This is a genomic window from Microbacterium mangrovi (genome assembly GCF_000802305.1).
GTDB lineage: Bacteria > Actinomycetota > Actinomycetes > Actinomycetales > Microbacteriaceae > Microbacterium > Microbacterium mangrovi.
The window spans coordinates 195,642-217,283 of sequence record NZ_JTDK01000006.1 but is presented as its reverse complement, the minus strand read 5'-3'; the positions used below and the strand labels follow the sequence as shown (position 1 = coordinate 217,283).

Sequence of the window (21,642 nt, the reverse complement as noted above, 5' to 3'; positions counted from 1 at the left end):
AGCAAGCGCCTCCGACATCCGCCTCAGTGGTGGACGCGGGCGAGGAACTCCGCCGTGGCGGGGTGCTGCGGCGCACCGAAGATCTGCTCGGGCGTGCCCTGCTCGACGAGCACGCCGTCCTTCAGGAAGACGACGCGGTCGGCGACCTCGCGGGCGAACGACATCTCGTGGGTGGCCATCAGGATGGTCGTTCCGCGACCCTTCAGATCCCGGACGAGATCGAGCACCTCGCCCACCAGCTGCGGATCGAGAGCGCTGGTGATCTCGTCGAGGAGCAGCAGCTCGGGCTCGGTGAGGATCGCGCGCACGATGGCCACGCGCTGCTGCTGACCGCCGGAGAGCCGGTCGGGATACTCCGCCGCCTTCGCGCCGAGACCCAGCGTGTCGAGCAGCTTCTGCGCGCGGGCGCGGGCCTCGTCCTTCGGGATGCCGTGCACGCGTCGTGCGGCGAGAGTCACGTTGTCGATGACGCTGAGGTGCGGGAAGAGGTTGAAGTGCTGGAAGACGACGCCGATGCGGGCGCGCACCTTGTCGGCATCCACCCGTGGGTCGGTGATGTCGTCGCCGCCCAGGAAGATCTGCCCGTCGTCCACCTGCTCGATGAGGTTCATCGTGCGCAGCAGCGTCGACTTTCCCGACCCGGATGCGCCGATCAGCACGACCACCTCGTGCGGCGCGACGGCCAGGTCGATGCCGCGCAGCACGTCGTGGTCGCCGAACCGCTTGCGCACGCCGCGCGCTTCGACCACCGGAATGGTCGCGGTCTCGAGCACGGTCATACGATGCCTCCGGCCTGTTCGCGCTTGTTGAGCTTCGCCGTGAACGTGTCTGTGAGTCGGATCATCGGCCAGCTGAGGATCACGAAGAAGATGCCCGCGACGATGTACGGGGTGAAGTTGTACGTCTCCGCCACCTGCAGCTGGGCGGCGCGGATGGCATCCACCGCGCCCAGCACCGAGATGAGGCCGACGTCCTTCTGCATCGAGACGAAGTCGTTCATGAGCGCCGGGACGACCTTGCGCACGCCCTGCGGGATGACGACGATCCGCAGCGTCTGCCCGTGGGTGAGTCCGAGCGAACGCGCCGCGACCCGCTGCGACGGGTGCACCGCCTCCATGCCGGCGCGCAGCACCTCGGCGATGTAGGCCGAGTAGCTGATCACGATGGCGATCGTGCCCCAGAACACCGGAGGCATCCGCGGGAAGATCATCAGCGCCGGGATGCCGAAGCCGACCAGATACAGGACGATCAGCAGCGGGACACCGCGAAAGAAGTCCGTGTATGCGGTGGCCAGCATCCTGAGCGGAAAGAACACCGGACCGCGCAGGGAGCGCAGCACCGCCAGCACGGTTCCGACGATCGCCACGCAGATCGCCGAGACGATGAGCACCTCGATGTTCAGGAGCAGGCCCTGGAAGATCGCGGGGATGCTCGCGAGCGCCACCTTCGGGTCGAAGAACGTCTCGCGCACGGCTGTCCATCCGGGCGTGTTGACGATGACGACGACGAGGACGACCGCGACGACGATGCTGCTGACCAGCGCCGTCAGCACCGAGCGTGTCGTGGCACGGCGCCGCAGCGCGCGGCGGTTCAGCTCGAGATCACTCGGCTGCCACGCCGGCGCGGTGAGGGTCTCGCTCACTTGAGCACGGGCACGTTGACGGCGTCGCTGAGCCACTTCTTCTCGAGGGCGGCGAGGGTGCCGTCCGCGCGGAGCGCGTCCACGGCCTTGGTGACCGCAGCGGTGTTCGGCGAGTTCTTCGGGAGGACGAACGCGAACTCGTCACCGCCGTTCGCGTCCGCGAACTGGCCGACCACGACACCGTTCTTCAGCTGGGCCGCGGTGACGTAGAACGCACCCGGGAGGTCGGTGATCATCGCGTCGATCTGGCCGCTCTTGAGTGCCAGCACGACGTCGTCGACCGAGTTGTACACGGCGAGGTTGCCGGTGCCGAGCTCCTTCTTGGCGACGGTGTAGTTGGTGGTGCCGCTGGCGACGCCGACCTTGGCCTTCGAAAGGTCGGCGACGGTCTTGGCGGAGGCGGCCGGGGTCCCCTTGGTGGCGACGACGGCCTGCGTGGTGGTGTAGTACGGCGACGAGAAGTCGACGGCCTTCTTGCGCTCGTCGGTGATCGAGAACTGCTGGATGTTGAGATCCCAGTCCTTCGGTCCGGGAGCGATCGCGGCCTCGAAGCCGGTGCGGGTCCAGAGGATGTCCTTGCCCGTGTAGCCGAGCTTCGCAGCGACGGCGTTCGCGACGGCGCCCTCGAAGCCCTTGCCGTTGGCCGGGTCGTTGTTGATGAACCAGGGCTCGTAGTCGGGGTCGCCGGTGGCGATCGTGAGCTTGCCGTCGGTCGTGGTCTGAAGCGCGGTGCCGGCCGAGTTCGAGGCGGCGGGGGCAGCCTGGGACGAACCGCTGCAGGCGGAGAGGGCGATGGCGGCGGCGACGACCGTGGCGACCACGGCGGCACGGCGAAGGGCGGGGGCGAACGACACGGGGTGCTCCTGGGAAGGCAGTAAGGGGGCTCTTACATCGTACGGGAGTCGGCCAGACGCCAATCGGCGAAGTCGAAACCGGGCGAAACAACACACGAGACGAGCACTTCCTCGTCGTCGAGCGGATGTGCGGCCTGCCAGACGCCCGCGGGGACGAGCACCTGCGCGGCCTGACCGGGACCGAGCACGACGGGCGTCGGCGCCCCCGGCGCATCGCCGTCGCCGCCGAGGCTGAGTTCGAGGCGGCCGGGGCCGTGCCAGAGCCACAGTTCGTCGCTCACGACGACATGCCAGTCGCTGTGCTCACCGGGACGAAGCAGATAGTGGATGCAGGTGGCGGCAGGCCGCGGGCCGTTCGGGGTCTGCACTCCCGCGGGGCTCGTCCACGTGCGTCGGAACCAGCCGCCCTCGGGATGCGGCTCGAGGTCGAGGCGGTCGGCGGTGGCGGGGCGGTCGGCGGTCACAGGGCGGCTCCTGAGGTCTCGGAGACGGGCGCGGCGAAGTCGGGGCGCGCGAACCGGAGCCGCCCGGCGATGACGGTCGCCACCGCGCACCCGCCGCCGGATTCGACGAGGTCCGCGATCGCGTCCGGGCCGGCCGCCACGTCGAAGAACGCGAGGTCCGCGCGCGCTCCGACGGCGAGGTACCCGGTGCGGCCGGGGCCGACGTCGATGCCCATGGCGTGCGCGCCGCCGATCGTCGCGGCACCGAGGAGCCGGGTGTGCAGGTCGCGGTCGGTGTAGTCCTGCGCCCGTGCGATCCGGGCGAGCTCCGCGACGTCGGCGAGCACGTCCAGGGACGGGCTGGACGAGAGCGAGTCGGTGCCCACCGCGATCGCGTTGCCCTCTTTCAGATAGGCGGCGATGGGCGGCTCGTCGAGGCCGATGACCGCGTTCGAGCGCGGGCACAGGGCGACCGTCGTGTGCCGCTCGCGCAGCACGGCCCGATCGCGCGCTGTCATGTAGACGCCGTGGGCGATGTGGCAGTCCGGACCGAGGACGCCGAGCTGGTCGACGAACTCGGTCGCGCTCGTGCCGAATCCGGCCTGACGCAGCTCCTGGAAGCTCCCGAGCCCTGCGGTGTGCCAGGCATCCGGCTTCTCGTGCGCGAACTCGTTCTCGAACGCCGCCTCGCCGAGGTGGATGTGGATGCGCCCGCCGCGCTCCCGGACGATGTCGGGGATCTCCAGCAGCGGCTCGATGTCCAGCGAGTAGGGGGCGTGCGGCGACAGGCCGGACCCCGGAGGCGTCGGCAGGGCGTCCAGGGCCTCTTCGACCTGACGACGACCCGTGCGCGCCCACTCGGCGTTGGTCCAGCTCATGACCTCCCAGTACGTGATGCCGTGCAGCCCCGCGTCGTGCAGCGCCGACGAGGCCGCGGCATCGGTCACGATGTCCGCGACGGCGGTGGTGCCGGAACGGATCATGCGCTGTGCGCCGTCGGCGGCATCCTCGCCCCACGGTCGCCCCGCGTCGTAGACGGGGTTGAACGCCTTCGCCCAGTCGTCGAACCCGTGGTACCGACCGCGGCCGACCTCGGCCATGCCGGTGTACTGCAGATGCGAGTGCGCGTTGACCAGGCCCGGGGTGAGGATGCCCGGCCAGTGGATCTCTTCGGCCGTGAGTCCGCGCTCGGCGAGCGAGCGGCGCACCCAGGCGCGTTCGCCCACGTGCAGGATGCGGCCGTCGCGCACGGCGACCGCGCCGTCGACGATGGGCGGCGCGGTGATCGGTGCGACGAGCCCCGCGGAGTAGAGGGTGACCGGGCCGCCCGGATCCGGGGGAACGGGGCCGGTCGCCGACGGGCTGTGGGCGGGACTCACTCGGCTGCCTTCCGATAGCGGCGCGAACGCCATTCCTGCTGCGCTTCGATCTGGTGGATTCCGCGGGTGCCGACGTCCTCCCCGCGCGCAGCGAGGGCGGCGCGGGCGACGGCGGCATCCGCTTCCGGCGGGAAGCGGTGGACTCCGGCGGCGAGGGGGGCGGCCAGGAGCTGCTCGACCGCGGAGAGCTGCACCGCGAACGACAGGTCCATGATCTCGATGGGGTTGCCCTCGGCGGCCGCGAGGTTGACGCATCCGCCGCGTGCGATCAGGAGTGCTCCGTCGCCGACACGGTCGAGGTGGGGGAGGGGAGTGCCCTCGGGTGCGAACGGGCGGAGCATCCGCTCGTCGACGTCGACCTCGTCGGGGACGCCGCCGGCGACCGCGACGATCCCGGCGACCCGCAGCGTCTCGGTGTCGACGGTGTGCGCGGCCCCGGTGGCGGAGACGACCAGCGCGCCGGGGGCGAGGTCGTGAAGCAGGCCCGTGCGATACCCGTCGTGGGCGGCCCGGAGGGCGCGCACCGGATCCGTCTCGGTCACGGCGACATCCGCGCCGAGCGCGCGCAGGTGAGCGGCGACCCCTTCGCCGACGGGACCGTAGCCGATCACCACCGCAGGCTGGTTCCTCACCGTCATCCCGGCCGCCTCGAGCACGTCCGCGATGGCGAACACGCAGGACTGGCCGGTGCCGTACCGGTTGTCGAAGGCGGTCTTCATCGGCGCGTCGTTCACGGCGACGACGGGGAGCTCGAGGAGGCGGTCACGTTCCATGAGACGGAGCGGCGTGAGCCCGCTCGTGGTCTCTTCGGCCGCGCCGCGCAGCGTGTGCGCGAGGCCCTCCTCGTGGGCGAGACGGATCAGATGCGAACCGTCGTCGAGGAGGAGGTCGTGGCCCCGGGCGAGGAACGCGAGCGCGGCCGCCCGCTCGGCAGCACCGGAGAGGGCCGGATCGCCGTCCACCGGGATGCCGCGTTCGCGCAGCACCTCCGCCACGGCGACGTCGATCTCGTCCGGGTGCGCGTACACGGCGACGGAGGCGCCCGCATCGCGCAGCAGCAGCGCGAGCTGCGCGGTCTTGGGCTCGAGCACCATCGCGATGCCGATGCGGATGCCGCGCACGGTACCCGCGTCGCGCAGCCGCGCCGCGACCGCGTGCGAGACCGGCATGTGGGCGCCGGCGAAGTCGACGCGATCGGCCGCCGCGACCCGCTCCGGAAGCGCGCGCCCGTCGAGGGTGATCTCGGGATCGCGTCCGGGTGCGAACCGCACGCCGCGGTCGCCCGCGCGGGCGCCCAGCCGGACGAGGAGCTCACGCAGGGCCTGCGCGACCGGATCCGTCCCGTCGACGGCGATCGTGCGGCCCGCGATCAGCAGATTGGTGTCGCGGGCGAACCGGCGCACGAGTCGTTCGGCGGACCTGTGGGCGTCGTTCACTGAATCAGCGTAAACGGTGCGCGGCGCGTTCTCAGCGCCACCAGTGCAGCCCCAGACGCCGACGCGTGCGGTGGCGCTCGCGGATGATGAAGAACACGCCCACGGACCAGATCGGCACCTGCGTGAGGAACGCGAGACGGAACGCGCCGAGGTTGTAGGTCTGCGGTGTCCCCGCCCCGAGAAGGTCGAGCGCGACGCCGATCAGGAAGATCGCGATGAGTGCGGCGAGGAATCCGCCGACGTTGGTGATGCCGGTCGCGGTGCTGAGGCGATGGCTGGGATTGAGCATCCGCGCGACGTCGAACGCCACCATCGACGCCGGGCCGCCCGTTCCGAGCGCGACCGCGAGGAGGATCAGCAGCCACAGCGGTGCAGGACCGGGCCAGGCGATCACCGTGCACCACATGATCACCTGCACGAGCACGGTCGGCAGCACCAGGTTGCGCGAGCGCTGATTCGGCACGGCCGTCGACAGCGCGCCCATCATCGGGCCGAGGGCCATGCCGACGACCACATAGACCGTCGTGACCAGCGACGCCTGCGCGGGGGTCAGCCCTTCGCCGGCGGTGAGGAACGGGATGCCCCACAGCATGATGAACGCCGTGCCGGCGAACGGGGTGGTGAAGTGCGTCCAGAAGGCGAGCCGCGTGCCGGAGTTCGCCCAGGCCGCGCGCAGGCCCACGCTCGTGTCGATCGCGGAGGTGACCGTGGAGATCGCCCCGGTGTCGGTGTCGACAGAGACATCGGCGGCCCGCTCGGGCGGGCGGTTGCGGATCACCGCGAAGACGAGGATCGCGAACAGGGCGCTCAGGCCCGCGACGCTCCCGAACGCGATGGTCCACGTCGTCGCGTGCAGCAGGGCGGCGAGCGGGATCAGGGCGACCAGCTGCCCCGCCTGACCGACGAGGCCGGTGACCTGCACCATCACCGGGCCGCGCTGGGCGGGGAACCAGAGCGCGATCAGGCGCATCAGGCTGGGAAAGACCGCGGCATCCCCGGCACCCAGAAGCATGCGGGCGAAGATCGCCACCCCGACGTTCGGCGAGAACGCCATGAGCAGCTGACCCACTGCCATGAGCGTCATGCCCACGGTCATGATGGGCCGCGCGCCCACGCGATCGAGCAGCACGCCGACGGGCAGCTGCATGAACCCGTACACCGCCAGCTGCAGGACCGCGAACATCGACAGGGTCGACGCATCCGCATGGAATCGGTCGGCGGCATCCAGCCCCGCGGCGGACAGCGAGGTGCGGTTCGTCACCGCGAGCAGATATGCCGCGACCCCGACGGCCCAGATGATCCACGCGCGAGTCGTTGGTCCGGGTGCGTGGGTGTCGGGCATGTGGGCGGGCGCCTCCTCGGTCACGCCCACCCTACGCCCGCGCCGTGGGCGGATTCATATTCCGCCCACGGCATATATCCCGGGAAGGGCGCGTCAGGCCGTGGAGCGAAGGTCTTCCGCGAAACGGCGGACGTTCTCGCGCAGGGCCTCGATCCGGCGTCCGCGGGCGGCCTCGATGTCGTAGCCGAGATACGCCGGGGGCGGGGGCTTTCGCACGTTGGCGGAGCACTCGAACTGCTCGCATACGAGGGTCCCGACCGTGTTGCCGTTGCGCCCGGACGCCCCCGCGCGCTTTGCCGCGAAGAACACGACGTCGTTGGGCAGGGTGACGTCCTCGCACCACGCGCACTGCGGGCGGGTGCGGGCGCGCTGGTCGCCTTCGCGCAGCAGGATGCCGACCGGCCCGTCATCGGTCGGGATCACGATGTAGCCGGTCTGCGCGAGCTTGGGGTCGCGCCAGCCGAGATAGTCGAGGTCTTCCCAGGTCAGCGATTCTAGGGCGGGCATGGGGATCGCCTTGCGTTCGCGCTGAGACACATTGAGGAACGACGCGCGGATGGTCTTCTCGTCGAGAGGAAGCATGATGAGTTAGGTCCTTCGAGTTCGACGCCCGGGCGGACCGCCACGGGCGCGGGGGGAGATGGGTGCACGACTCGCACCCGCATCACATCGCCGAGCGATGGGCAGCGGGTGCGGGGCAGGATCATCTCGTCTCGGCGCACACGGCGCCGACGACCTCCTGACGCCCGACAGGCATCGAAGAACAACTCACGGGTCGAGCCTACCTCGCGACCCTGAACGACGCCCACCGCCTGGCCGCGGGTCGTTCTGGACGACGACGAGGTGGTCGGCTTCGTCATGGCGAACTGGGATCCGGACGAACCGATTCCGGAGTTCCGCGGCGGAATCTGGAGACTCAACGTCGCCAAGAGCGCCCGCGGGCGAGGCGTCGGCCGTTTCGCCGTCGCCGGCGTGGCGGAGGAGGCGCGACGGCGCGGCTACGACCGCATCACGGTGCTCTGGGTGCCCGGCCCCGACGGACCGGAGCAGTTCTATCTCAGGTGCGGATTCCGCAAGACGGGGGACCTGCTCTTCGGCGAGGTGGTGGGGGAGCTCCGACTCTGAGCTCGGGCCCGGATCTCGAGGATGCCAAGATGGGTGCATGCCGGATGCCTCGATCGTGAAGAGTCTCGCACCGACCGGGACGCTGCGTGCGTCGATCAATCTCGGCAACCCGGTGCTCGCGCAGGGCACGGCATCCGCACCCGCCGGCGTCACCGTCGACCTGTCCCGCGAGATCGCCACCCGGCTCGGGGTTCCGGTCGCGTTCTCGTGCTTCGACGCCGCGCGCGACTCCTTCGATGCGCTGCGCACCGGCGCCGCGGACGTCGGATTCCTCGCGATCGAGCCTGCCCGCGCAGAACAGGTCCGGTTCACCGCGCCGTACGTCCTCATCGAAGGCGTCTTCGCCGTCCCCGATTCGTCCCCGGTCGCCGACGCCGCCGGAATCGATCAGGACGGCATCCGGATCGGCGTGAAGGAAGGATCCGCGTACGACCTGTTCCTCACGCGGACGCTCACGAATGCACAGCTCGTCCGAGGCCGCGAGTCCGTGGAGGTGTTCCGCGCCGAGGGTCTCGAGGCGGTCGCGGGCATCCGCCAGCCGCTCAGCCGCGTCGTCGCCGACGATCCGTCGCTGCGGCTGGTCGAACCCGCGTTCATGCAGATCCGTCAGGCGGTGGCCGTCACACCCGACCGGAGTTCCGCCGCGCGGGCATTCCTGCACGACCTGGTGGAGGAGCTCAAGGAGAACGGCTTCGTCGCCGACGCGCTGCGCCGCGCGGGTCAGGATGCCACCGTCGCCGGCCCCGCGCCGCGGGCGTAGCCGGCTCAGCTCGATCAAGACCGGGGAGCGCCCCCGCCGACGAGCGCACGGAGCGCCTCGCGGAAGCGGGCATCCTGTTCCGCGCTGAGGGGGGAGAGGAACGCGGCCTCGGCATCGGCGAAGGCCGCGGCTGCCTCCCGATAGGTCGATCGCCCGACGTCGGTCAGCCCGATCGCGTTGCGCCGGCGGTCGCGAGGATCCGGCGTCCGCCGGACGACGCCCTTCGACTCCAGAGCATCGATCACCGCGACCATCGTGGTGGGATCGATTCCGAGGATGCCGGCGAGCCCCTGCTGCGACAGTGGCTCACCCGCGGCGAGCACCCGCAGCACCGCGAACTCCTTGCGGTCGACTCCGGACGGCAGGAGCGCGGCGTCGACCAGATCCGTGAGCCGCAGGTGCGCCTGCTTGACGAGGTATCCGAGCGTGTCGCGGGGCGATCCTGGGTGCGGCGGGGGACTGGGCATGGCCAATCGTATCTCAGGCAAATCATCAGTAGTACGAACTATTGTTTTTGCGAACCACCTGTTCGCGGCGGCTGCTGCACGAAGGAGAACCCCATGAGCATCGAGCTCGACCCCACGCCCGCGCTCGTCGTGATCGACCTGCAGACCGGCATCCTGAGCTATCCGACGGCGCACCCGATCGAGCAGATCGTCGGCAATTCGGCCCGGCTGGCGGACGCTTTCCGGGCGAAGGGGCTCCCGGTCGTGCTGGTCAACGTCGTCGGCACGGCGCCCGGGCGCAGCGATCGCGGCAAGGCGACCGGTCGGGTCGGCGGCCAGGAGCTGCCCGCTGCGGCGACCGTCCTGGTTCCGGAGCTCCGCCCGCAGCCGAGTGACATCACCGTCAGCAAGCGATCCCTCGGAGCGTTCCTCACGACCGACCTGGACGCACAGCTGAAAGCTGCGGGAGCCACCCAGATCGTGCTCACCGGGGTCTCCACGACCTCGGGCGTGGAGTCGACGGCGCGGTCCGCCTTCGACCTCGGGTATCACGTGGCGTTCGTGGTGGATGCCATGACCGACAACCTCGAGGCGCACGACGCGTCGATCGCGCATCAGTTCCCGAAGCTGGGGGAGCTGGGCACCACCGACGAGGTGCTGCGTCTGCTCGACGCCCGCTGACATCGGCCGGATCCGGGCCCGGCGCACCGCAACGGCGGCACGCCGGGCCCTTCGTGTCAGCGCAGGTGCCGCTCGAAGAAGCGGCCGGCATCCTCGCCCGCGAAGGCGGGGACGCCCGTGTGTCCGCCCATGTTGGCCTGCAGCGTCTTCTCCGCGGAGCCGAACGCGTCGAAGAGGTCCAGCGCCATCCGGCGATCGTTCCCCTCGTCATCCCACTGCAGCAGCACGTGCAGGGGGATCGTCACCTGGGGGGCCTCCGCCAGGATCGATCGCGGCACGTAACTGCCGGCGAACATGCCGGCGGCGACGACGCGCGGCTCGATCCGGGCGAGCCGGGTCGCGATCGCGATCGCACCGCCCGAGTGGGCGACGGGACCGCCGATCTCGGGCAGAGCGAGCAGCGCGTCGATGGTGGCGATCCATTCCGGCACCGCCGCCTCGACGAGGGGGAGGATGAGACGGTCGACGAGGTCGTCCGTGACGGGGGCTCCGGAATCCAGGACGTCGATGAGCTCGGCCCGCACCTGCCGGGCGGCAGGGGAGCCGGGTCGGTCTCCGGCCCACGGGAGCTCGATCGTCGCCGTGGCGAAGCCGGATCGGGCGGCGCTTCGCGCACGACCCAGCAGTCGTGGATACATCCGGCCGACACCGCCGGGGTGTCCGAGGAGGATCAGGGGAGTGGGCTCGGACGCCGTCGCGGGAGTCCAGAGAATGCCGGGAACGCCGTCGAGCGTGAATTCGCGCTCGAGGAGATCGCCGTCGAGGCGGGTTTCTGAAGTGAAGTGCATGGTCGTGCCTTTCGGGATTGCCTGAGAATCGGCGCTCCCGGACGACCTATCGCCCGACCGTGACCTCAGAGAGGAGCACCCATGTCGTCGTGTTCATGGGGATCACCTCCTCGATCTCGTTGCACAGCCTCGGCGAGTCTAGCAGGACACAGCCGGCGAATAGGGTGGCAGCATGTCGCAGATCAAGTCGAGGTGGGTGTCGGTGGTCTCGTCGTGGCTGACCAATTGGGCGAGGTGAGCGCGTTTCGTCTCGCTTCGCTCGCTCAACGACCGGGGGCGCGTATTACTGCGTCGGGGAGGTCCGGCCGATCGTTGAGCGAGCGACGAAGGAGCGAGACGAAACGCAGCGTGCCCGAGATGGGGCGGTTCTCCGAGGCGCCGGATTTCGAGCTGACATAATGGGCATTATCGGTATCAATCCGCTTGTCGTGGGAGGGGGCTCGCCGAGGTGCTCATGCCGGCAGGGCGTACTCGCTGCCCGTCGGAGTGCGCTCGACGAGTCCGGCATCCACCAGGTACCGGCGCAGCGCGGCGACGTCGTCGGTGTGTGCTGACAGCCGATCGTTCATGTCGGTCTCGGCGACGACTTCGCCGGGCCGCAGGACGGTCCGTGCGACCCAGCCGAGCAATTCCAGACGCTCGGCCGGACGCGCCGGATACTGAACGATCCGTTCGTCGCGGAGGAACCGCTGGATGCCGGTGGGCCTGCTGACGGCGACGCGGCGCAGCGTCTCGGCGAACACGTCGGCGGCAAGAACGACCTCGCCGTCGAACTCACGGATGAGTCCGGCGTTTTCGAGCTGACTGCGCACATGCGAGCGACGGGACGGCGAAAGCCCCACGAACGGATCGTCGTCGACCTCGAGCACGAGACGCGCGAAGACCCGGCGCGCGTCGTCGTTCGCCAGCGCGGCCACCAGCGGCCGCCAGTGCGCCGACGCGGAATCCGGCTCCGACTCCCCCATGTCGCACATCCTTTCGAAGATACCGACGAATGTCCAGGATACCTCACGGCCTCTCCCCCGCAGCGGAGCCCTCGGCGGACACCTGCGCGTCACCTGCCGCTCACCTCCTCTGACTACCGTGACCGCTCGTGGCGCGCCGATTCCTCCCCGAAGTCCAGATGCTGCGCGCTGTCGCCGTTGGTCTGGTCGTCGTCTACCACCTGCAGCCTCGCGCGCTCCCGGGCGGGTTCATCGGCGTCGACGTCTTCTTCGTGATCTCCGGCTACCTCATCACCGGCCATCTTCTGCGGGAGTTCGATCGGGCAGGCCGCATCAGCCTGCCCGCATTCTGGGCCGCGCGGGCCCGCCGCATCCTCCCCGCCGGCCTCCTGTGCATCGTGGTCACCCTGGCGGCCGCCTACATCGTGTACCCGCCGACACAGTGGCCCGCCCTCGGTCTCACCGGGATCGCAGCCGCGCTCTCGGTGCTGAACTGGCTGCTGGCCGCGCAGTCCGTCGACTACCAGTCCTCGCTCAACGCGGCCACTCCACTCCAGCACTTCTGGTCGCTCGGCGTGGAGGAGCAGTTCTATCTGCTGTGGCCCCTGATCGTCCTCGCCGCGTGCCTGATCGCCGCACGACGAGGGCGCCGCGTGATCGTGGCGGTCTTCGCCGTCGTCATCCTCGCCAGTCTCACATTCAGCATCCTCGAAGGCCGCGCCCAGGACCCGGCCGGCTACTTCCTGACGACCACGCGCGCGTGGGAACTCGCGATGGGCGGGATGATCGCGGCGGTCCTCCCCCGCATCCGGATCCCGGAGCCCGTGCGTTCCCCGCTGTCTCTCGCCGGCCTGGCGACCATCGCCGCCGGCGCCGTTCTGATCACCGGGGACATGCCGTTCCCGGGCGCGCTCGCGCTCGTCCCCGTGCTCGGCGCCGGCGCGGTCATCGTGGCCGGCAGCACCGAGGGCCGGTTCTCCCCCGCCCGTGTGTACGCCTGGCGCCCGGTGCAGCGACTCGGCGACATCTCCTACTCCCTCTATCTGTGGCACTATCCGCCGATCGTCTTCTTCGCCGTGATCGTGGGGCGCGCCCCCGGCTGGGCATGGAGCATCGTCCTCGGCGGCGCCGCGCTCATCGCGGCCTGGCTCAGCTGGCGGTTCATCGAACTGCCGACCCGGCGCAGCGCCTGGCTGGCAGGGCGCTCGCGTCGCGGGCTCAGCATCGGCGCGGCGGCCATCGCGTGCACGGTCGTGATGGCCGTCTCACTGCCGATGGCCGCAGCGGGCACCGAGGCGAAGTGGGCACGGGCCGCTGCCGCCGCGAGCGCGCGCGGGGTCGAAGGGGCAGCCGCGATGACGCCGGCCGCAGACCGCTACTTCGCCAACGGGACCACGGCGATGACGCCGGCACCGTCGGTCGCGCACACCGACCAGGAGACGGTGATCCCGGGGGCCTGCATGGCCGTGCCCAAGGCGACCGGCACACCGGTCTGCGTCGCCGGCGACCCGCACGGCGCGGTGCGCGTCGCTCTGGTGGGCGATTCGCACGCGAACATGCTGGCACCGGTCGTCGTCGCGATCGCCAAGGAGCGCGGATGGCGGGTCGAGACGCACCTGCACGCCTCGTGTCCCTTCAACCTCGAGGAGCGCAAACTCGAGATCCGGGGTGGATCGATCTGCCGCGGACCCAACGAGGCGACGCTGCGGTCGCTCCTGGCCGACCCGCCGGACATCGTGTTCACGGCGAACTGGGCGTCGGGCGACTTCGCGGAGACCGACACCGGACAGGCGCCCGGCGTCGCCGGGTACGCCGCGATCTGGAACAAGCTCGCCGCAGCGGGCAGCGCGGTCATCGCGTTCAAGGACACCCCGAAGCCGCGGTCGAACCCGCTCGCCTCGGACTGCCTCGCCGTGCACTACACGACGCCTCAGGACTGCGGGATGCCGCGCGCGAAGGCGTTGCAGGGCCGAGGCATCGCGGAGAAGGCGCAGAAGCTCGCGCCCGAGGTGCACATCGTCGATCTCACCGACCGCCTCTGCGGCACCACGACCTGCCCCGCCGTCATCGGCAACGTCGTCGTGTACCGGGACTCGAACCACCTCACCAACACGTTCGTGCGCACACTCATCCCGTTCGCCGCGCGGCTGATCCTGCCGGGGCTCGTCGCCCAGGCGGCATCGGGCAGCAGGACCATCGGCTGATCGCCACGGGCCCCGGGCGTCCGTCCGGGACCGCGCTGTCCCGGACGGACGCGGTCACGACGCGCGCAGCGGCAGGATCGCCGGCGCCTCCGGAGTCTCCATGTGCTCCGAGACGAGCTGGATGCCGCCGGAGGTGTTCGCCGAGTCGGCGAGCTCCTGGATGTATTGACGGCTGAGGGTGGGCGCTTCGGGCTCGTCGAAGACGAATCGGAGCGGGATCGACGGGTGCAGCCACACCGTACTGCGACCGCGAATGTCGTCGTCGGGATGCTGCCACGACAGCGTGAAACTCTCTCCGCGCCGCAGCTTCGTCGCGATCACGACCTTCAGATGCGCGAGCGCCCGGTCCTCGATATGGATCGGCGTCTCGGCGCCGCCGTAGTACATCGTTCCCACGTCCGGAATCTACCTGCGCCTTCCCCCGCGGCCCGCCTCGGGGAGCGGTCCGGCGCGGGTCCGTCGTTCCGCGGACAGGTGGAGGAGGTCCGTCGACGCTTTGCGGCCAGCACGAGCGTGCCCGCGGCGTGGGCGAGGCAAGGCGGCAACTTAAGGCACGACGCCGGTCGAAGGCAAGCCCTTTCTCGCAATCGGTTGATTGGCGCAGGGTGGTCTGCACCGACCCGGACGGGTCGGCGAGGAAGGGGCACCATGTCAGAAAGCACGGAAGACGTGTTCGGCTCGGCGCCGGACGGGCAGACCGGTGCGGCCGGTCCGGTCGACACCGCCAAGGCGGAGGCGGCCGAGGTCAAGGACACGACGGTGGATGCCGCGAAGGATGTCGCGCACACCATCAAAGGCGAGGCCGGAGCCGTGCTCGACGAGACGCGAGCCGACGTCACGCACCTGTACCACCAGACCCGCCGTGAGATCACCGATCAGGCGGCGCTCCAGCAGCAACGGCTGAGTGAGGGACTGCACTCCACCGCGGACGACCTCCAGGCGATGGCCCGCCATGGGAGTTCGGCCGGAATCGCAGGCGACGTCGTCCAGCGCATCGCGGCCCGCCTCGACGGGGCGTCGACCTGGTTGTCCGTGCGCGATCCGCAGGGAGTCGTCGCCGAAGTGAAGTCGTTCGCGCGGCGCCGTCCGGCCGCGTTCATCGCCGGAGCGCTCATCGTCGGCGTGGTCGCCGGCCGGCTGACGCGCGCACTCGCCTCGTCGAACGACGCGGATTCCGACCTCGCGAACCGAAGGACGACGCCGGTCACGACCCGCCGCCTCGCGGCGACGGCATCGGCGCCGGGCCCCGGGCGCTCGGACGGGCTCGGCGGGGGCGATGTCTCCGCGGCCGCCGATGCGCCGCTGTACACCGAAACGGCGTCCCGCCACCGCGGCGAGGTGAGTGATGACCGATCAGACACCTTCTGAACGTCGCGCCGAATCGGCATCCCTGGGCGAGCTGCTCGGCGACGTCACACGCGATCTGTCCACGCTCATGCGTCAGGAGGTCGAACTGGCGAAGGCCGAGCTGAAGGATTCGGCCGTCAAATCGGCGCGCGGCGCGGGGTTGTTCGGCGGCGCCGGATACGCCGCCTCCATGACGCTGCTGTTCCTGTCGCTCGCACTCTGGGCGGCTCTCGCGCTCGTCATGGGGTGGGGCTGGGCCGCGGTGATCGTGGCGATCGTATGGGCGATCGTCGGCGGCATCCTCTTCATGGTCGCCCGAGCCCAGCTCAAGAAGGTCCGGGGGGTCCCGCAGACCGTGGAGACGCTGCAGGAGATCCCACCCACGCTCAAAAGGAATGAGGAGAACCGATGACCGATTCACCAGACGCCCTCCGCGCCGAGATCGAGCGCACCCGGGGCGCGCTCGGCGCCGACGTCGACGCCCTCTCAGACAAAGTCAATCCGGCCAAGATCGCAGACCGTCAGACCCGCCGCGTGCGGGCCGCCTTCGGCTCGCTGCGCGATCACGTCATGGGAGCCGCCGACGATGCCGGCACCGGACTCGGGAATGCGGCGTCGGACGCGGCCGGGAGTGTCTCGGACGCGGCCCACCACGCGCGGGCGAAGGTCGAGGGCAATCCGCTCGCGGTGGGGCTCATCGCCTTCGGCGCCGGTCTTCTCGCGGCGTCGCTGATCCCCGCCTCGAACGCGGAGCGGCGCGCCGCGGCGGCCGCGAAGGAGCAGGCCCAGCCGCTTCTCGATGAGGCCGCCGACGTCGCGAAGGACATCGCCGACGACCTGCGGGGGCCGGTGCAGGATGCCGTCGGCGCCGTGACCGACCGCGCCAAGGCGGCCGCGCACACCGTCGCCGGCGAGGCGGCTGCCGCCGGCCAGGACGTCAAGGACCGCGCCGAGCAGGCGCGCGACAACGTGCGGGAGAGCTGACAGAGGTCGACACGGGGAGGGACGCGGAACAGCCCGGCGTCCCTCCCCCGTTCAGGAAGAGATCATGACCGAGACCAGGACACGGGACGAACGGCATCCCGAAGAGGATCACGAACCCGACTCGCCGGCCAAGCTCGACAGGCGCTCGTGGGGCTACGTGGCCAAGCGCACCATCCGGGAGTTCTCCGCGCACCAGTGCACGGATGCCGCCGCGGCACTGACGTACTACGCAGTGCTCTCGCTGTTTCCTGCGCTGATGGCCGTGTTCTCGTTGCTCGGCGTGGTCGGCCAGCGCGATCAGGCCGCCGCCGCCGTCCTGGGCGTGGTCCGGAACGTCGCCCCCGGTGGCGCCGCCGCGACGCTGCGCGGACCCATCGAACAGCTCGCCCATGCTCCCGGCGCCGGCTTCGCCCTGGTGAGCGGCATCGTGATCGCGCTCTGGTCGGCCTCCGGCTACGTCGGGGCGTTCAGCAGGGTGATGAACCGCATCTACGAGATCGACGAGGGCCGGCCGTTCTGGAAGCTGCGCCCCATGCAGCTGGTCGTCACGGTGATCACGGTGGTGCTCCTCGCCGTCGTGGCCGCATCGCTCGTCCTCTCCGGTGGCGTGGTGGACGCGGTCGGAGGCGCGATCGGGGCGGGGCCGACCGTCCGATTCGCCTGGAGCATCCTCAAGTGGCCGCTGCTGCTGATCGTCGTCATCTTCCTCGTCGCCGTCCTCTACTACGCGACCCCGAACGTGAAGCAGCCCACGTTCCGCTGGATCAGTCCCGGTGCCACCCTGGCCATCGTGGTGCTCGCGATCGGCACCCTCGCCTTCGGCCTCTATGTCGCATACTTCTCGCACTACGACCGCACCTACGGGTCGCTCGCCGGCGTCATCGTGTTCCTTCTCTGGTTGTGGATCGCGAACCTCGCGCTGCTGTTCGGGGCCGAGTTCGACGCGGAACTCGTCCGCGGGCGCCAGCTCCAGGCCGGCCTCGCCGCCGAGGAGGAGATCCAGCTGCCGCCCCGCGACACGCGCCGCAGTGACAAGCAGGATGCCGCGGCGGACAAGACGGTGCGGGAGGGCGCGGAGATCCGACGCGCCCACGAGGAGTGACCGTGCAGCCCCCGTCATCCGGCGGAGCGTCGACGAGCGACTCCGAAGCCGTGCCGCCGCCGTACCAGGAGGAGTCGTTCGCGACCGACGACATCGCCACCGCCGAGGCGATCGTCCAGCGCGTGTACCCGATCGCACGCCTGCGCGACTCGCGGCGGCGCTTCTGGTTCGAGCAGACCACCCGCGGAGCCGACGGCGTCACGTTCGCCCGGTTCAAGATCTCGTCCTGGATCGACATCGCTGTGGAGTTCGAGCAGGTCGCGGCCTTCGGGCTCGTCCTCGGCGGACGCTACGCCGCGACGTCACGCAGCGAGAACCTGGACACCGCGCGGCCGTTCCTGTTCCGGCCCGGACCCGGAGCGAGCACGTCGGAGCACCTCGATCTCCTCATGGTCAACGTCGACCTGGAACGGCTCACGAAGACGGCCGCGCGCCGGCTCGGTGTCGACGAGGCGCGGCTGGACTTCGCGGGTACGTCGCCGATCTCCGACGCGATGCGGCAGCACTGGGTGCGCACCGTCGGGTACGCCTGGCGCAGCGTCGTGCAGGAACCCGAGGTGTTCCACAACGACCTCACCCGCACCGCGGCGTTCGAAGCCGTCGTGGCCGCGTCGACGGCGGGCTTCCCCATCGAAGTGCTCCATCCGGGCCGGATGCGCGACTCGAGCGGCCTGTCGCGTGCCGTGCGCGTCGCGCGCGAATACATCGAGCATCATCCGGCAGAGCCCCTGACAGTCGATTCCATTGCACAGCAGGCGCACGTCTCGGTCCGCGCTCTGCAGAACGCCTTCCGGCGGGAACTGGAGACCACTCCCCTCGGCTACCTGCGTCGCGTCCGGCTCATCCGCGCACGCGACGAACTCCTCGACGCGGAGCCCGGTCAGGTCAACGTCGCCGCGGTCGCCCGCCGGTGGGGGTTCGCCAATCCGGGGCGGTTCGCCGCCGACTATGCGGAGCTGTTCGGAGAGAAGCCCTCGCGCACGCTGCGCCGCTGATCGCCGGGTGGTTCGGTCAGCCACGGCAGGAAGTGATCGCAGTTGTGGTCGGCTCCGCTGCGAACGGTGACCGCCTGCCGCCACACCGTGGTGGAGCGGGTCCCGCCGCCCTTCAGCGACCACCACTCGAATTGCACGACCCGGTCGTTCCACGCGGCCGCCTCCCCCGGCAGGCGCCACTGGCGCCCGTCGGTGAAGGGCACCCAGGCCCAGACCTGCGCGCGCCGGCCGAACTCCAGCGGGTGCGGCCCGAAGGCCGCCTCCGGGAGATTGATCGGCTGCGGGCGCGTGTCAGCGACGCGCCGCCGCTCGTCCTGCGCGGCGTCGTGCTGAAGTTCGTATCTGCGACTTCGGGTCACGCTTCATAGTAGATCGGATGTACGAGACACGCCCACGCCGGAGCGTCACACGCGCGGATTCTCCTGCGGTTCGGATCCGCCCCAGTACAGCCACTCCCACCCGTCCTCCGTGCGTCCGAACACGCCGGTGGTCCAATACGGCACGTGCTGGGATTCCCCGTCGACGCGGACGACGACGTGACCGAGGATCTGAGCCCACGCGACGTCCCCGCGATGCCACACCTTCACGTCTTCGACGTTCCACGCGAGCGCGGCGGAGGCGATGGACTCGGCCACGGCGCCCACCTGTTCCGGACCGTACATGAGCTCGCCCTGACCGGAACCCGCGACGGCCATGTCCGCGGCGGCGAAGAGTGCCGCGACGTCACTGCCGGGCGTGGACATCGCCGAGTAGGTGCGCTCGATCAGTGCGCGGACGGCGGCGGTGGTCTCGGGATCGCTCTCCATGGACACAGGGTAGTGTCGGGCACGCTCACTGCAGTGTTGCGCGCTCGGCGGACAGCACCTTCCGAAGGCTTCCCCTTCGTCCCGGAGCACATCCGCTTCCCCATTGATCACGAGGCCCGGCACTGCGCGATCGTGAGACGGACACGAGGATCAACAGACTCAACACGGCTCATCCCTGACAGATGGGCCCAGAAGTGTCAGGACCAAACGGGCCAAAAGCGTCAGGGAACTATTGACGCAGAAGTGTCAGGGATCTCCTGACACATGACGGAGGTCGCCCGTCACGGCCTCGGTGCCAGCCGGCGCGGCGCCTGGCCGTCGGTTTGAACGTGCACCCGGTGGCCGTCGGCGAGGCCGCGGCGGGCGACGTGGCGGCCGATGCCGCCCACGAGGAGACTCGAGAGGGTCTGGCCGCTCACTGGTCCTCCTTCGGCGTCGGCGCGAGCCCCGCGAGCGGACCGTAGAAGTGGGAGGCGGTGCTGCCGCCGTCGATGAGGATGTCGCTGCCGGTGATGAATGCGCCCCGCTCGGTCATCAGCAACTCGCCAACGGTGCCGATCTCGTCGGGGGTGCCGGCGCGGCCCGCGGGGGCGAGCTCGATCATCCGCCTGTACCCCGCGCCGTTCGCGCCGTTCAGCTCGTCGCGGGCGAGCGGGGTGATGACGATGCCGGGGCTGATGGCGTTCACCCGCGCCCCGCGCTCACCCCAGCGCACGGCCTCGGCCTGGACGCGCAGCACGTTCGCCCGCTTGGACACCTGGTACGCATGCAGCCCGTCGCTGAACTGGTCGGGTGCGAGCATGGGAAGGGCGAGCAGCTCGTCGACGGGTGTGCTCGCCAGCGCGCGGTCCTGCTCCATGGTGAGCGCGGGCAACCGATGACCGGACTGGGAGGCGATGACCACGGCCGATCCGCCCGCGGCAATCACCCGGCCGAACTCCTCCAACACCAGGGCCGTGCCGTACAGGTCGACGTGCAGAATCTGCTCGATGGACGCCTGACTGGCCGAGACGCCGGCCGAGTGGATCACCCCGGTGACTTCGCCGAGGCCGGCCGCGATCTGGACCAGCGCGTGCACCGATTCTCGCGAGGAGACGTCCACCACAGCCGTGCTGGTGTCGAATCCGGCGTCGGCGAGCACCTGCGCGGCATCCTCGGCATTCTCCTGGCGCACGTCCGCGAGCAGCACGTGCGTGCCCGCACCGACACGGCGGAGGATGGCCTGCCCGATAGCGCCGGCTCCGACCACGACGTTCACGCTCTTCCTGTTCATGCTGCCTCGATATCTCGCCGCTGGATGGGTTGCTTCCATTCCACGTCATGCGGGCGGGCAGTACCAGGGTCGGGCCTTCCATGTACTGGCAGTACACCCCAGCGAGCCCCGGACCGCCTTAGCGTTGACGCCATGGAGCACTCACGAGAGGTCGCGGACTTCCTGCGCAGCCGACGCGACAACGTCACCCCTGCGCAGGCCGGCATCGTCGGTGGCGGCCGCCGCCGTGTGCCCGGGCTGCGCCGAGAGGAGGTCGCCACGCTGGCCAACATCAGCGTCGACTACTACGCGAAGATGGAACGCGGCGAATTGCGCGGTGTCGCTCCCGAGATCCTCGACGGTGTCGCCCGTGCGCTGCTCCTCGATGAAGCCGAGACCGACCACCTCCACGACCTCGCCCGCGCCGCTGACCCGCACCCGTCCCGCAGCCGCAGGGCTCGGCCCGAGCAGACCGTCCGGCCCAGCCTCCAACGATTCCTCGACGCGGTGACAGGCGCTCCCGTATGGGTCCGCGACCGCCACATGGACGTTGTCGCCGCCAACCCGCTCGGCCGTGCGCTGTACCGATCGATGCTCGAGGACGCTGACGGACGGGGCAACACCGCACGGTTCGTCTTCCTCAGCCCCGCGGCCCGGACCTTCTTCCCAGATTGGGAGCGGAACGCGGACGACGTCGTCGCCACCCTGCGCACCTACGCCGGGCAGAACCCGCGCGACAAGGGCTTGACCGACCTGATCGGCGAACTCGTCACCCGCTCGGACGCGTTCGGACAGCGCTGGAGCGCTCACAACGTCCGCCACCATCGAACCGGCACCAAGCTCATCCACCATCCCGAGGTCGGCGACCTCGAACTGACCTACGAGGGCATGGAACTGCCCGGCAACCCCGAATGGTCCATGTTCGCCTACGCCGCCGAGCCCGGCACACCCTCAGAAGAGCGCCTCAAACTTCTCGGCAGCATCGCCGCGACGTCGGAGACGGAAGTCAAGAGCGGGCACACAACGGTGTTCAGCCACGAGGGCCACTGATCTGTCCGGTGCTCCGCCACAACCACGCGACGCAATGTCTCGACCCCGAAGAACCTGAACCG

At 70.2% G+C, this 21,642-nt stretch carries 26 protein-coding genes; 10 read left to right on the top strand and 16 right to left on the bottom strand.

What is annotated here, in order from left to right:
- Nucleotides 1-23: 23 nt before the first annotated feature.
- The 8 genes from LK09_RS04920 to LK09_RS04885 form a co-directional block, all read right to left on the bottom strand.
- Nucleotides 24-779, bottom strand: a complete 756-nt coding sequence (locus LK09_RS04920) for an amino acid ABC transporter ATP-binding protein (RefSeq protein WP_039396722.1) — start codon at nucleotides 777-779, stop codon at nucleotides 24-26.
- Nucleotides 776-1,642 carry an amino acid ABC transporter permease gene (locus LK09_RS04915; protein WP_039396719.1) on the bottom strand — a complete coding sequence of 289 codons (867 nt, stop codon included), beginning with the start codon at nucleotides 1,640-1,642 and terminating at the stop codon, nucleotides 776-778. Before LK09_RS04915 ends, LK09_RS04920 begins: the two co-directional genes overlap by 4 nt.
- A complete protein-coding gene (locus LK09_RS04910) occupies nucleotides 1,639-2,496 on the bottom strand; it encodes an ABC transporter substrate-binding protein (RefSeq protein ID WP_039396716.1) in 858 nt (285 codons plus the stop codon). The genes LK09_RS04915 and LK09_RS04910 overlap by 4 nt, the downstream gene beginning before the upstream one ends.
- Nucleotides 2,497-2,528: 32 nt before the next feature.
- Complete coding sequence (locus tag LK09_RS04905; RefSeq protein ID WP_039396713.1) at nucleotides 2,529-2,960, bottom strand: cupin domain-containing protein; 432 nt, start codon at nucleotides 2,958-2,960, stop codon at nucleotides 2,529-2,531.
- Nucleotides 2,957-4,318, bottom strand: a complete 1,362-nt coding sequence (locus tag LK09_RS04900) for an amidohydrolase family protein (RefSeq protein WP_052226427.1) — start codon at nucleotides 4,316-4,318, stop codon at nucleotides 2,957-2,959. Before LK09_RS04900 ends, LK09_RS04905 begins: the two co-directional genes overlap by 4 nt.
- Nucleotides 4,315-5,754 (bottom strand): adenosylhomocysteinase, encoded by a 1,440-nt coding sequence (locus LK09_RS04895; protein WP_052226426.1) that lies wholly within the window; start codon nucleotides 5,752-5,754, stop codon nucleotides 4,315-4,317. The genes LK09_RS04900 and LK09_RS04895 overlap by 4 nt, the downstream gene beginning before the upstream one ends.
- 31 nt (nucleotides 5,755-5,785) lie before the next feature.
- Entirely contained in the window at nucleotides 5,786-7,096 is a 1,311-nt protein-coding gene (locus tag LK09_RS04890) for an MFS transporter (protein ID WP_039398060.1), read from the bottom strand.
- Nucleotides 7,097-7,189: 93 nt separating this feature from the next.
- Nucleotides 7,190-7,678, bottom strand: coding sequence for an FBP domain-containing protein (locus LK09_RS04885; RefSeq protein ID WP_039396710.1), 489 nt, complete (start codon nucleotides 7,676-7,678; stop codon nucleotides 7,190-7,192).
- A 246-nt stretch (nucleotides 7,679-7,924) separates the two neighbouring features.
- Between LK09_RS04885 and LK09_RS04880 the strand changes: the two genes are divergently transcribed.
- Both LK09_RS04880 and LK09_RS04875 read left to right on the top strand, forming a co-directional pair.
- Complete coding sequence (locus LK09_RS04880) at nucleotides 7,925-8,221, top strand: GNAT family N-acetyltransferase (protein WP_269430929.1); 297 nt, start codon at nucleotides 7,925-7,927, stop codon at nucleotides 8,219-8,221.
- A 37-nt stretch (nucleotides 8,222-8,258) separates the two neighbouring features.
- Nucleotides 8,259-8,981 (top strand): transporter substrate-binding domain-containing protein, encoded by a 723-nt coding sequence (locus LK09_RS04875; RefSeq protein ID WP_039396707.1) that lies wholly within the window; start codon nucleotides 8,259-8,261, stop codon nucleotides 8,979-8,981.
- Between the two features lie 14 nt (nucleotides 8,982-8,995).
- Here LK09_RS04875 and LK09_RS04870 read toward each other — a convergent pair whose 3' ends face one another.
- Entirely contained in the window at nucleotides 8,996-9,448 is a 453-nt protein-coding gene (locus LK09_RS04870; RefSeq protein WP_039396704.1) for a MarR family winged helix-turn-helix transcriptional regulator, read from the bottom strand.
- A gap of 93 nt (nucleotides 9,449-9,541) precedes the next feature.
- Between LK09_RS04870 and LK09_RS04865 the strand changes: the two genes are divergently transcribed.
- Nucleotides 9,542-10,108 (top strand): isochorismatase family protein, encoded by a 567-nt coding sequence (locus LK09_RS04865; protein WP_039396701.1) that lies wholly within the window; start codon nucleotides 9,542-9,544, stop codon nucleotides 10,106-10,108.
- A gap of 56 nt (nucleotides 10,109-10,164) precedes the next feature.
- On the opposite strand, the gene LK09_RS04860 is transcribed toward LK09_RS04865, so the two are convergent.
- Nucleotides 10,165-10,896, bottom strand: a complete 732-nt coding sequence (locus tag LK09_RS04860; protein ID WP_039396699.1) for an alpha/beta hydrolase family protein — start codon at nucleotides 10,894-10,896, stop codon at nucleotides 10,165-10,167.
- A gap of 452 nt (nucleotides 10,897-11,348) precedes the next feature.
- Complete coding sequence (locus tag LK09_RS04855) at nucleotides 11,349-11,861, bottom strand: DUF2087 domain-containing protein (protein WP_052226425.1); 513 nt, start codon at nucleotides 11,859-11,861, stop codon at nucleotides 11,349-11,351.
- A 128-nt stretch (nucleotides 11,862-11,989) separates the two neighbouring features.
- Between LK09_RS04855 and LK09_RS04850 the strand changes: the two genes are divergently transcribed.
- Complete coding sequence (locus LK09_RS04850) at nucleotides 11,990-14,044, top strand: acyltransferase family protein (RefSeq protein WP_231562957.1); 2,055 nt, start codon at nucleotides 11,990-11,992, stop codon at nucleotides 14,042-14,044.
- 54 nt (nucleotides 14,045-14,098) lie between these two features.
- Here LK09_RS04850 and LK09_RS04845 read toward each other — a convergent pair whose 3' ends face one another.
- Entirely contained in the window at nucleotides 14,099-14,440 is a 342-nt protein-coding gene (locus LK09_RS04845; RefSeq protein ID WP_039396696.1) for a DUF7882 family protein, read from the bottom strand.
- Between the two features lie 252 nt (nucleotides 14,441-14,692).
- Between LK09_RS04845 and LK09_RS04840 the strand changes: the two genes are divergently transcribed.
- The 5 genes from LK09_RS04840 to LK09_RS21720 all read left to right on the top strand — a co-directional run bounded on the left by LK09_RS04840 (nucleotide 14,693) and on the right by LK09_RS21720 (nucleotide 18,472).
- On the top strand, nucleotides 14,693-15,412 hold the full coding sequence (locus LK09_RS04840) for a hypothetical protein (protein WP_052226423.1): 720 nt from the start codon (nucleotides 14,693-14,695) through the stop codon (nucleotides 15,410-15,412).
- Entirely contained in the window at nucleotides 15,390-15,803 is a 414-nt protein-coding gene (locus LK09_RS04835; protein ID WP_039396693.1) for a phage holin family protein, read from the top strand. Before LK09_RS04840 ends, LK09_RS04835 begins: the two co-directional genes overlap by 23 nt.
- Nucleotides 15,800-16,375 carry a DUF3618 domain-containing protein gene (locus LK09_RS04830; protein ID WP_039396690.1) on the top strand — a complete coding sequence of 192 codons (576 nt, stop codon included), beginning with the start codon at nucleotides 15,800-15,802 and terminating at the stop codon, nucleotides 16,373-16,375. Before LK09_RS04835 ends, LK09_RS04830 begins: the two co-directional genes overlap by 4 nt.
- Before the next feature lie 64 nt (nucleotides 16,376-16,439).
- On the top strand, nucleotides 16,440-17,477 hold the full coding sequence (locus LK09_RS04825) for a YihY/virulence factor BrkB family protein (RefSeq protein WP_039396687.1): 1,038 nt from the start codon (nucleotides 16,440-16,442) through the stop codon (nucleotides 17,475-17,477).
- A 2-nt stretch (nucleotides 17,478-17,479) separates the two neighbouring features.
- Nucleotides 17,480-18,472, top strand: coding sequence for a helix-turn-helix transcriptional regulator (locus LK09_RS21720; RefSeq protein WP_197060969.1), 993 nt, complete (start codon nucleotides 17,480-17,482; stop codon nucleotides 18,470-18,472).
- Here the strand turns inward: LK09_RS21720 and LK09_RS20590 are convergent.
- The 4 genes from LK09_RS20590 to LK09_RS04805 all read right to left on the bottom strand — a co-directional run bounded on the left by LK09_RS20590 (nucleotide 18,424) and on the right by LK09_RS04805 (nucleotide 20,551).
- Entirely contained in the window at nucleotides 18,424-18,831 is a 408-nt protein-coding gene (locus LK09_RS20590; protein WP_052226421.1) for a hypothetical protein, read from the bottom strand. The two genes, LK09_RS21720 and LK09_RS20590, sit on opposite strands and share 49 nt — an antisense overlap.
- 45 nt (nucleotides 18,832-18,876) lie before the next feature.
- Nucleotides 18,877-19,278 (bottom strand): nuclear transport factor 2 family protein, encoded by a 402-nt coding sequence (locus LK09_RS04810; RefSeq protein ID WP_039396684.1) that lies wholly within the window; start codon nucleotides 19,276-19,278, stop codon nucleotides 18,877-18,879.
- 281 nt (nucleotides 19,279-19,559) lie between these two features.
- Nucleotides 19,560-19,697, bottom strand: a complete 138-nt coding sequence (locus LK09_RS21375) for a hypothetical protein (protein ID WP_156138648.1) — start codon at nucleotides 19,695-19,697, stop codon at nucleotides 19,560-19,562.
- Nucleotides 19,694-20,551, bottom strand: coding sequence for an SDR family oxidoreductase (locus LK09_RS04805; RefSeq protein ID WP_039396680.1), 858 nt, complete (start codon nucleotides 20,549-20,551; stop codon nucleotides 19,694-19,696). The genes LK09_RS21375 and LK09_RS04805 overlap by 4 nt, the downstream gene beginning before the upstream one ends.
- A gap of 132 nt (nucleotides 20,552-20,683) precedes the next feature.
- On the opposite strand from LK09_RS04805, the gene LK09_RS04800 reads away from it, so the two are divergent.
- The gene (locus tag LK09_RS04800) at nucleotides 20,684-21,580 is read left to right on the top strand and encodes a helix-turn-helix domain-containing protein (RefSeq protein WP_039396678.1); all 897 of its coding nucleotides are present in this window, start codon (nucleotides 20,684-20,686) and stop codon (nucleotides 21,578-21,580) included.
- Nucleotides 21,581-21,642 lie beyond the last annotated feature (62 nt).

Excerpts from the sequence above, each read along its gene's own strand:
- LK09_RS04920 (WP_039396722.1), bottom strand. The coding sequence starts at position 779 with ATGACCGTGCTCGAGACCGCGACCATTCCGGTGGTCGAAGCGCGCGGC.
- LK09_RS04890 (WP_039398060.1), bottom strand. The coding sequence starts at position 7,096 with ATGCCCGACACCCACGCACCCGGACCAACGACTCGCGCGTGGATCATC.
- LK09_RS04885 (WP_039396710.1), bottom strand. The coding sequence starts at position 7,678 with ATGCTTCCTCTCGACGAGAAGACCATCCGCGCGTCGTTCCTCAATGTG.
- LK09_RS04875 (WP_039396707.1), top strand. The coding sequence starts at position 8,259 with ATGCCGGATGCCTCGATCGTGAAGAGTCTCGCACCGACCGGGACGCTG.
- LK09_RS04870 (WP_039396704.1), bottom strand. The coding sequence starts at position 9,448 with ATGCCCAGTCCCCCGCCGCACCCAGGATCGCCCCGCGACACGCTCGGA.
- LK09_RS04865 (WP_039396701.1), top strand. The coding sequence starts at position 9,542 with ATGAGCATCGAGCTCGACCCCACGCCCGCGCTCGTCGTGATCGACCTG.
- LK09_RS04860 (WP_039396699.1), bottom strand. The coding sequence starts at position 10,896 with ATGCACTTCACTTCAGAAACCCGCCTCGACGGCGATCTCCTCGAGCGC.
- LK09_RS04855 (WP_052226425.1), bottom strand. The coding sequence starts at position 11,861 with ATGGGGGAGTCGGAGCCGGATTCCGCGTCGGCGCACTGGCGGCCGCTG.
- LK09_RS04840 (WP_052226423.1), top strand. The coding sequence starts at position 14,693 with ATGTCAGAAAGCACGGAAGACGTGTTCGGCTCGGCGCCGGACGGGCAG.
- LK09_RS04835 (WP_039396693.1), top strand. The coding sequence starts at position 15,390 with ATGACCGATCAGACACCTTCTGAACGTCGCGCCGAATCGGCATCCCTG.
- LK09_RS04830 (WP_039396690.1), top strand. The coding sequence starts at position 15,800 with ATGACCGATTCACCAGACGCCCTCCGCGCCGAGATCGAGCGCACCCGG.
- LK09_RS04825 (WP_039396687.1), top strand. The coding sequence starts at position 16,440 with ATGACCGAGACCAGGACACGGGACGAACGGCATCCCGAAGAGGATCAC.
- LK09_RS04810 (WP_039396684.1), bottom strand. The coding sequence starts at position 19,278 with ATGGAGAGCGATCCCGAGACCACCGCCGCCGTCCGCGCACTGATCGAG.
- LK09_RS04805 (WP_039396680.1), bottom strand. The coding sequence starts at position 20,551 with ATGAACAGGAAGAGCGTGAACGTCGTGGTCGGAGCCGGCGCTATCGGG.
- LK09_RS04800 (WP_039396678.1), top strand. The coding sequence starts at position 20,684 with ATGGAGCACTCACGAGAGGTCGCGGACTTCCTGCGCAGCCGACGCGAC.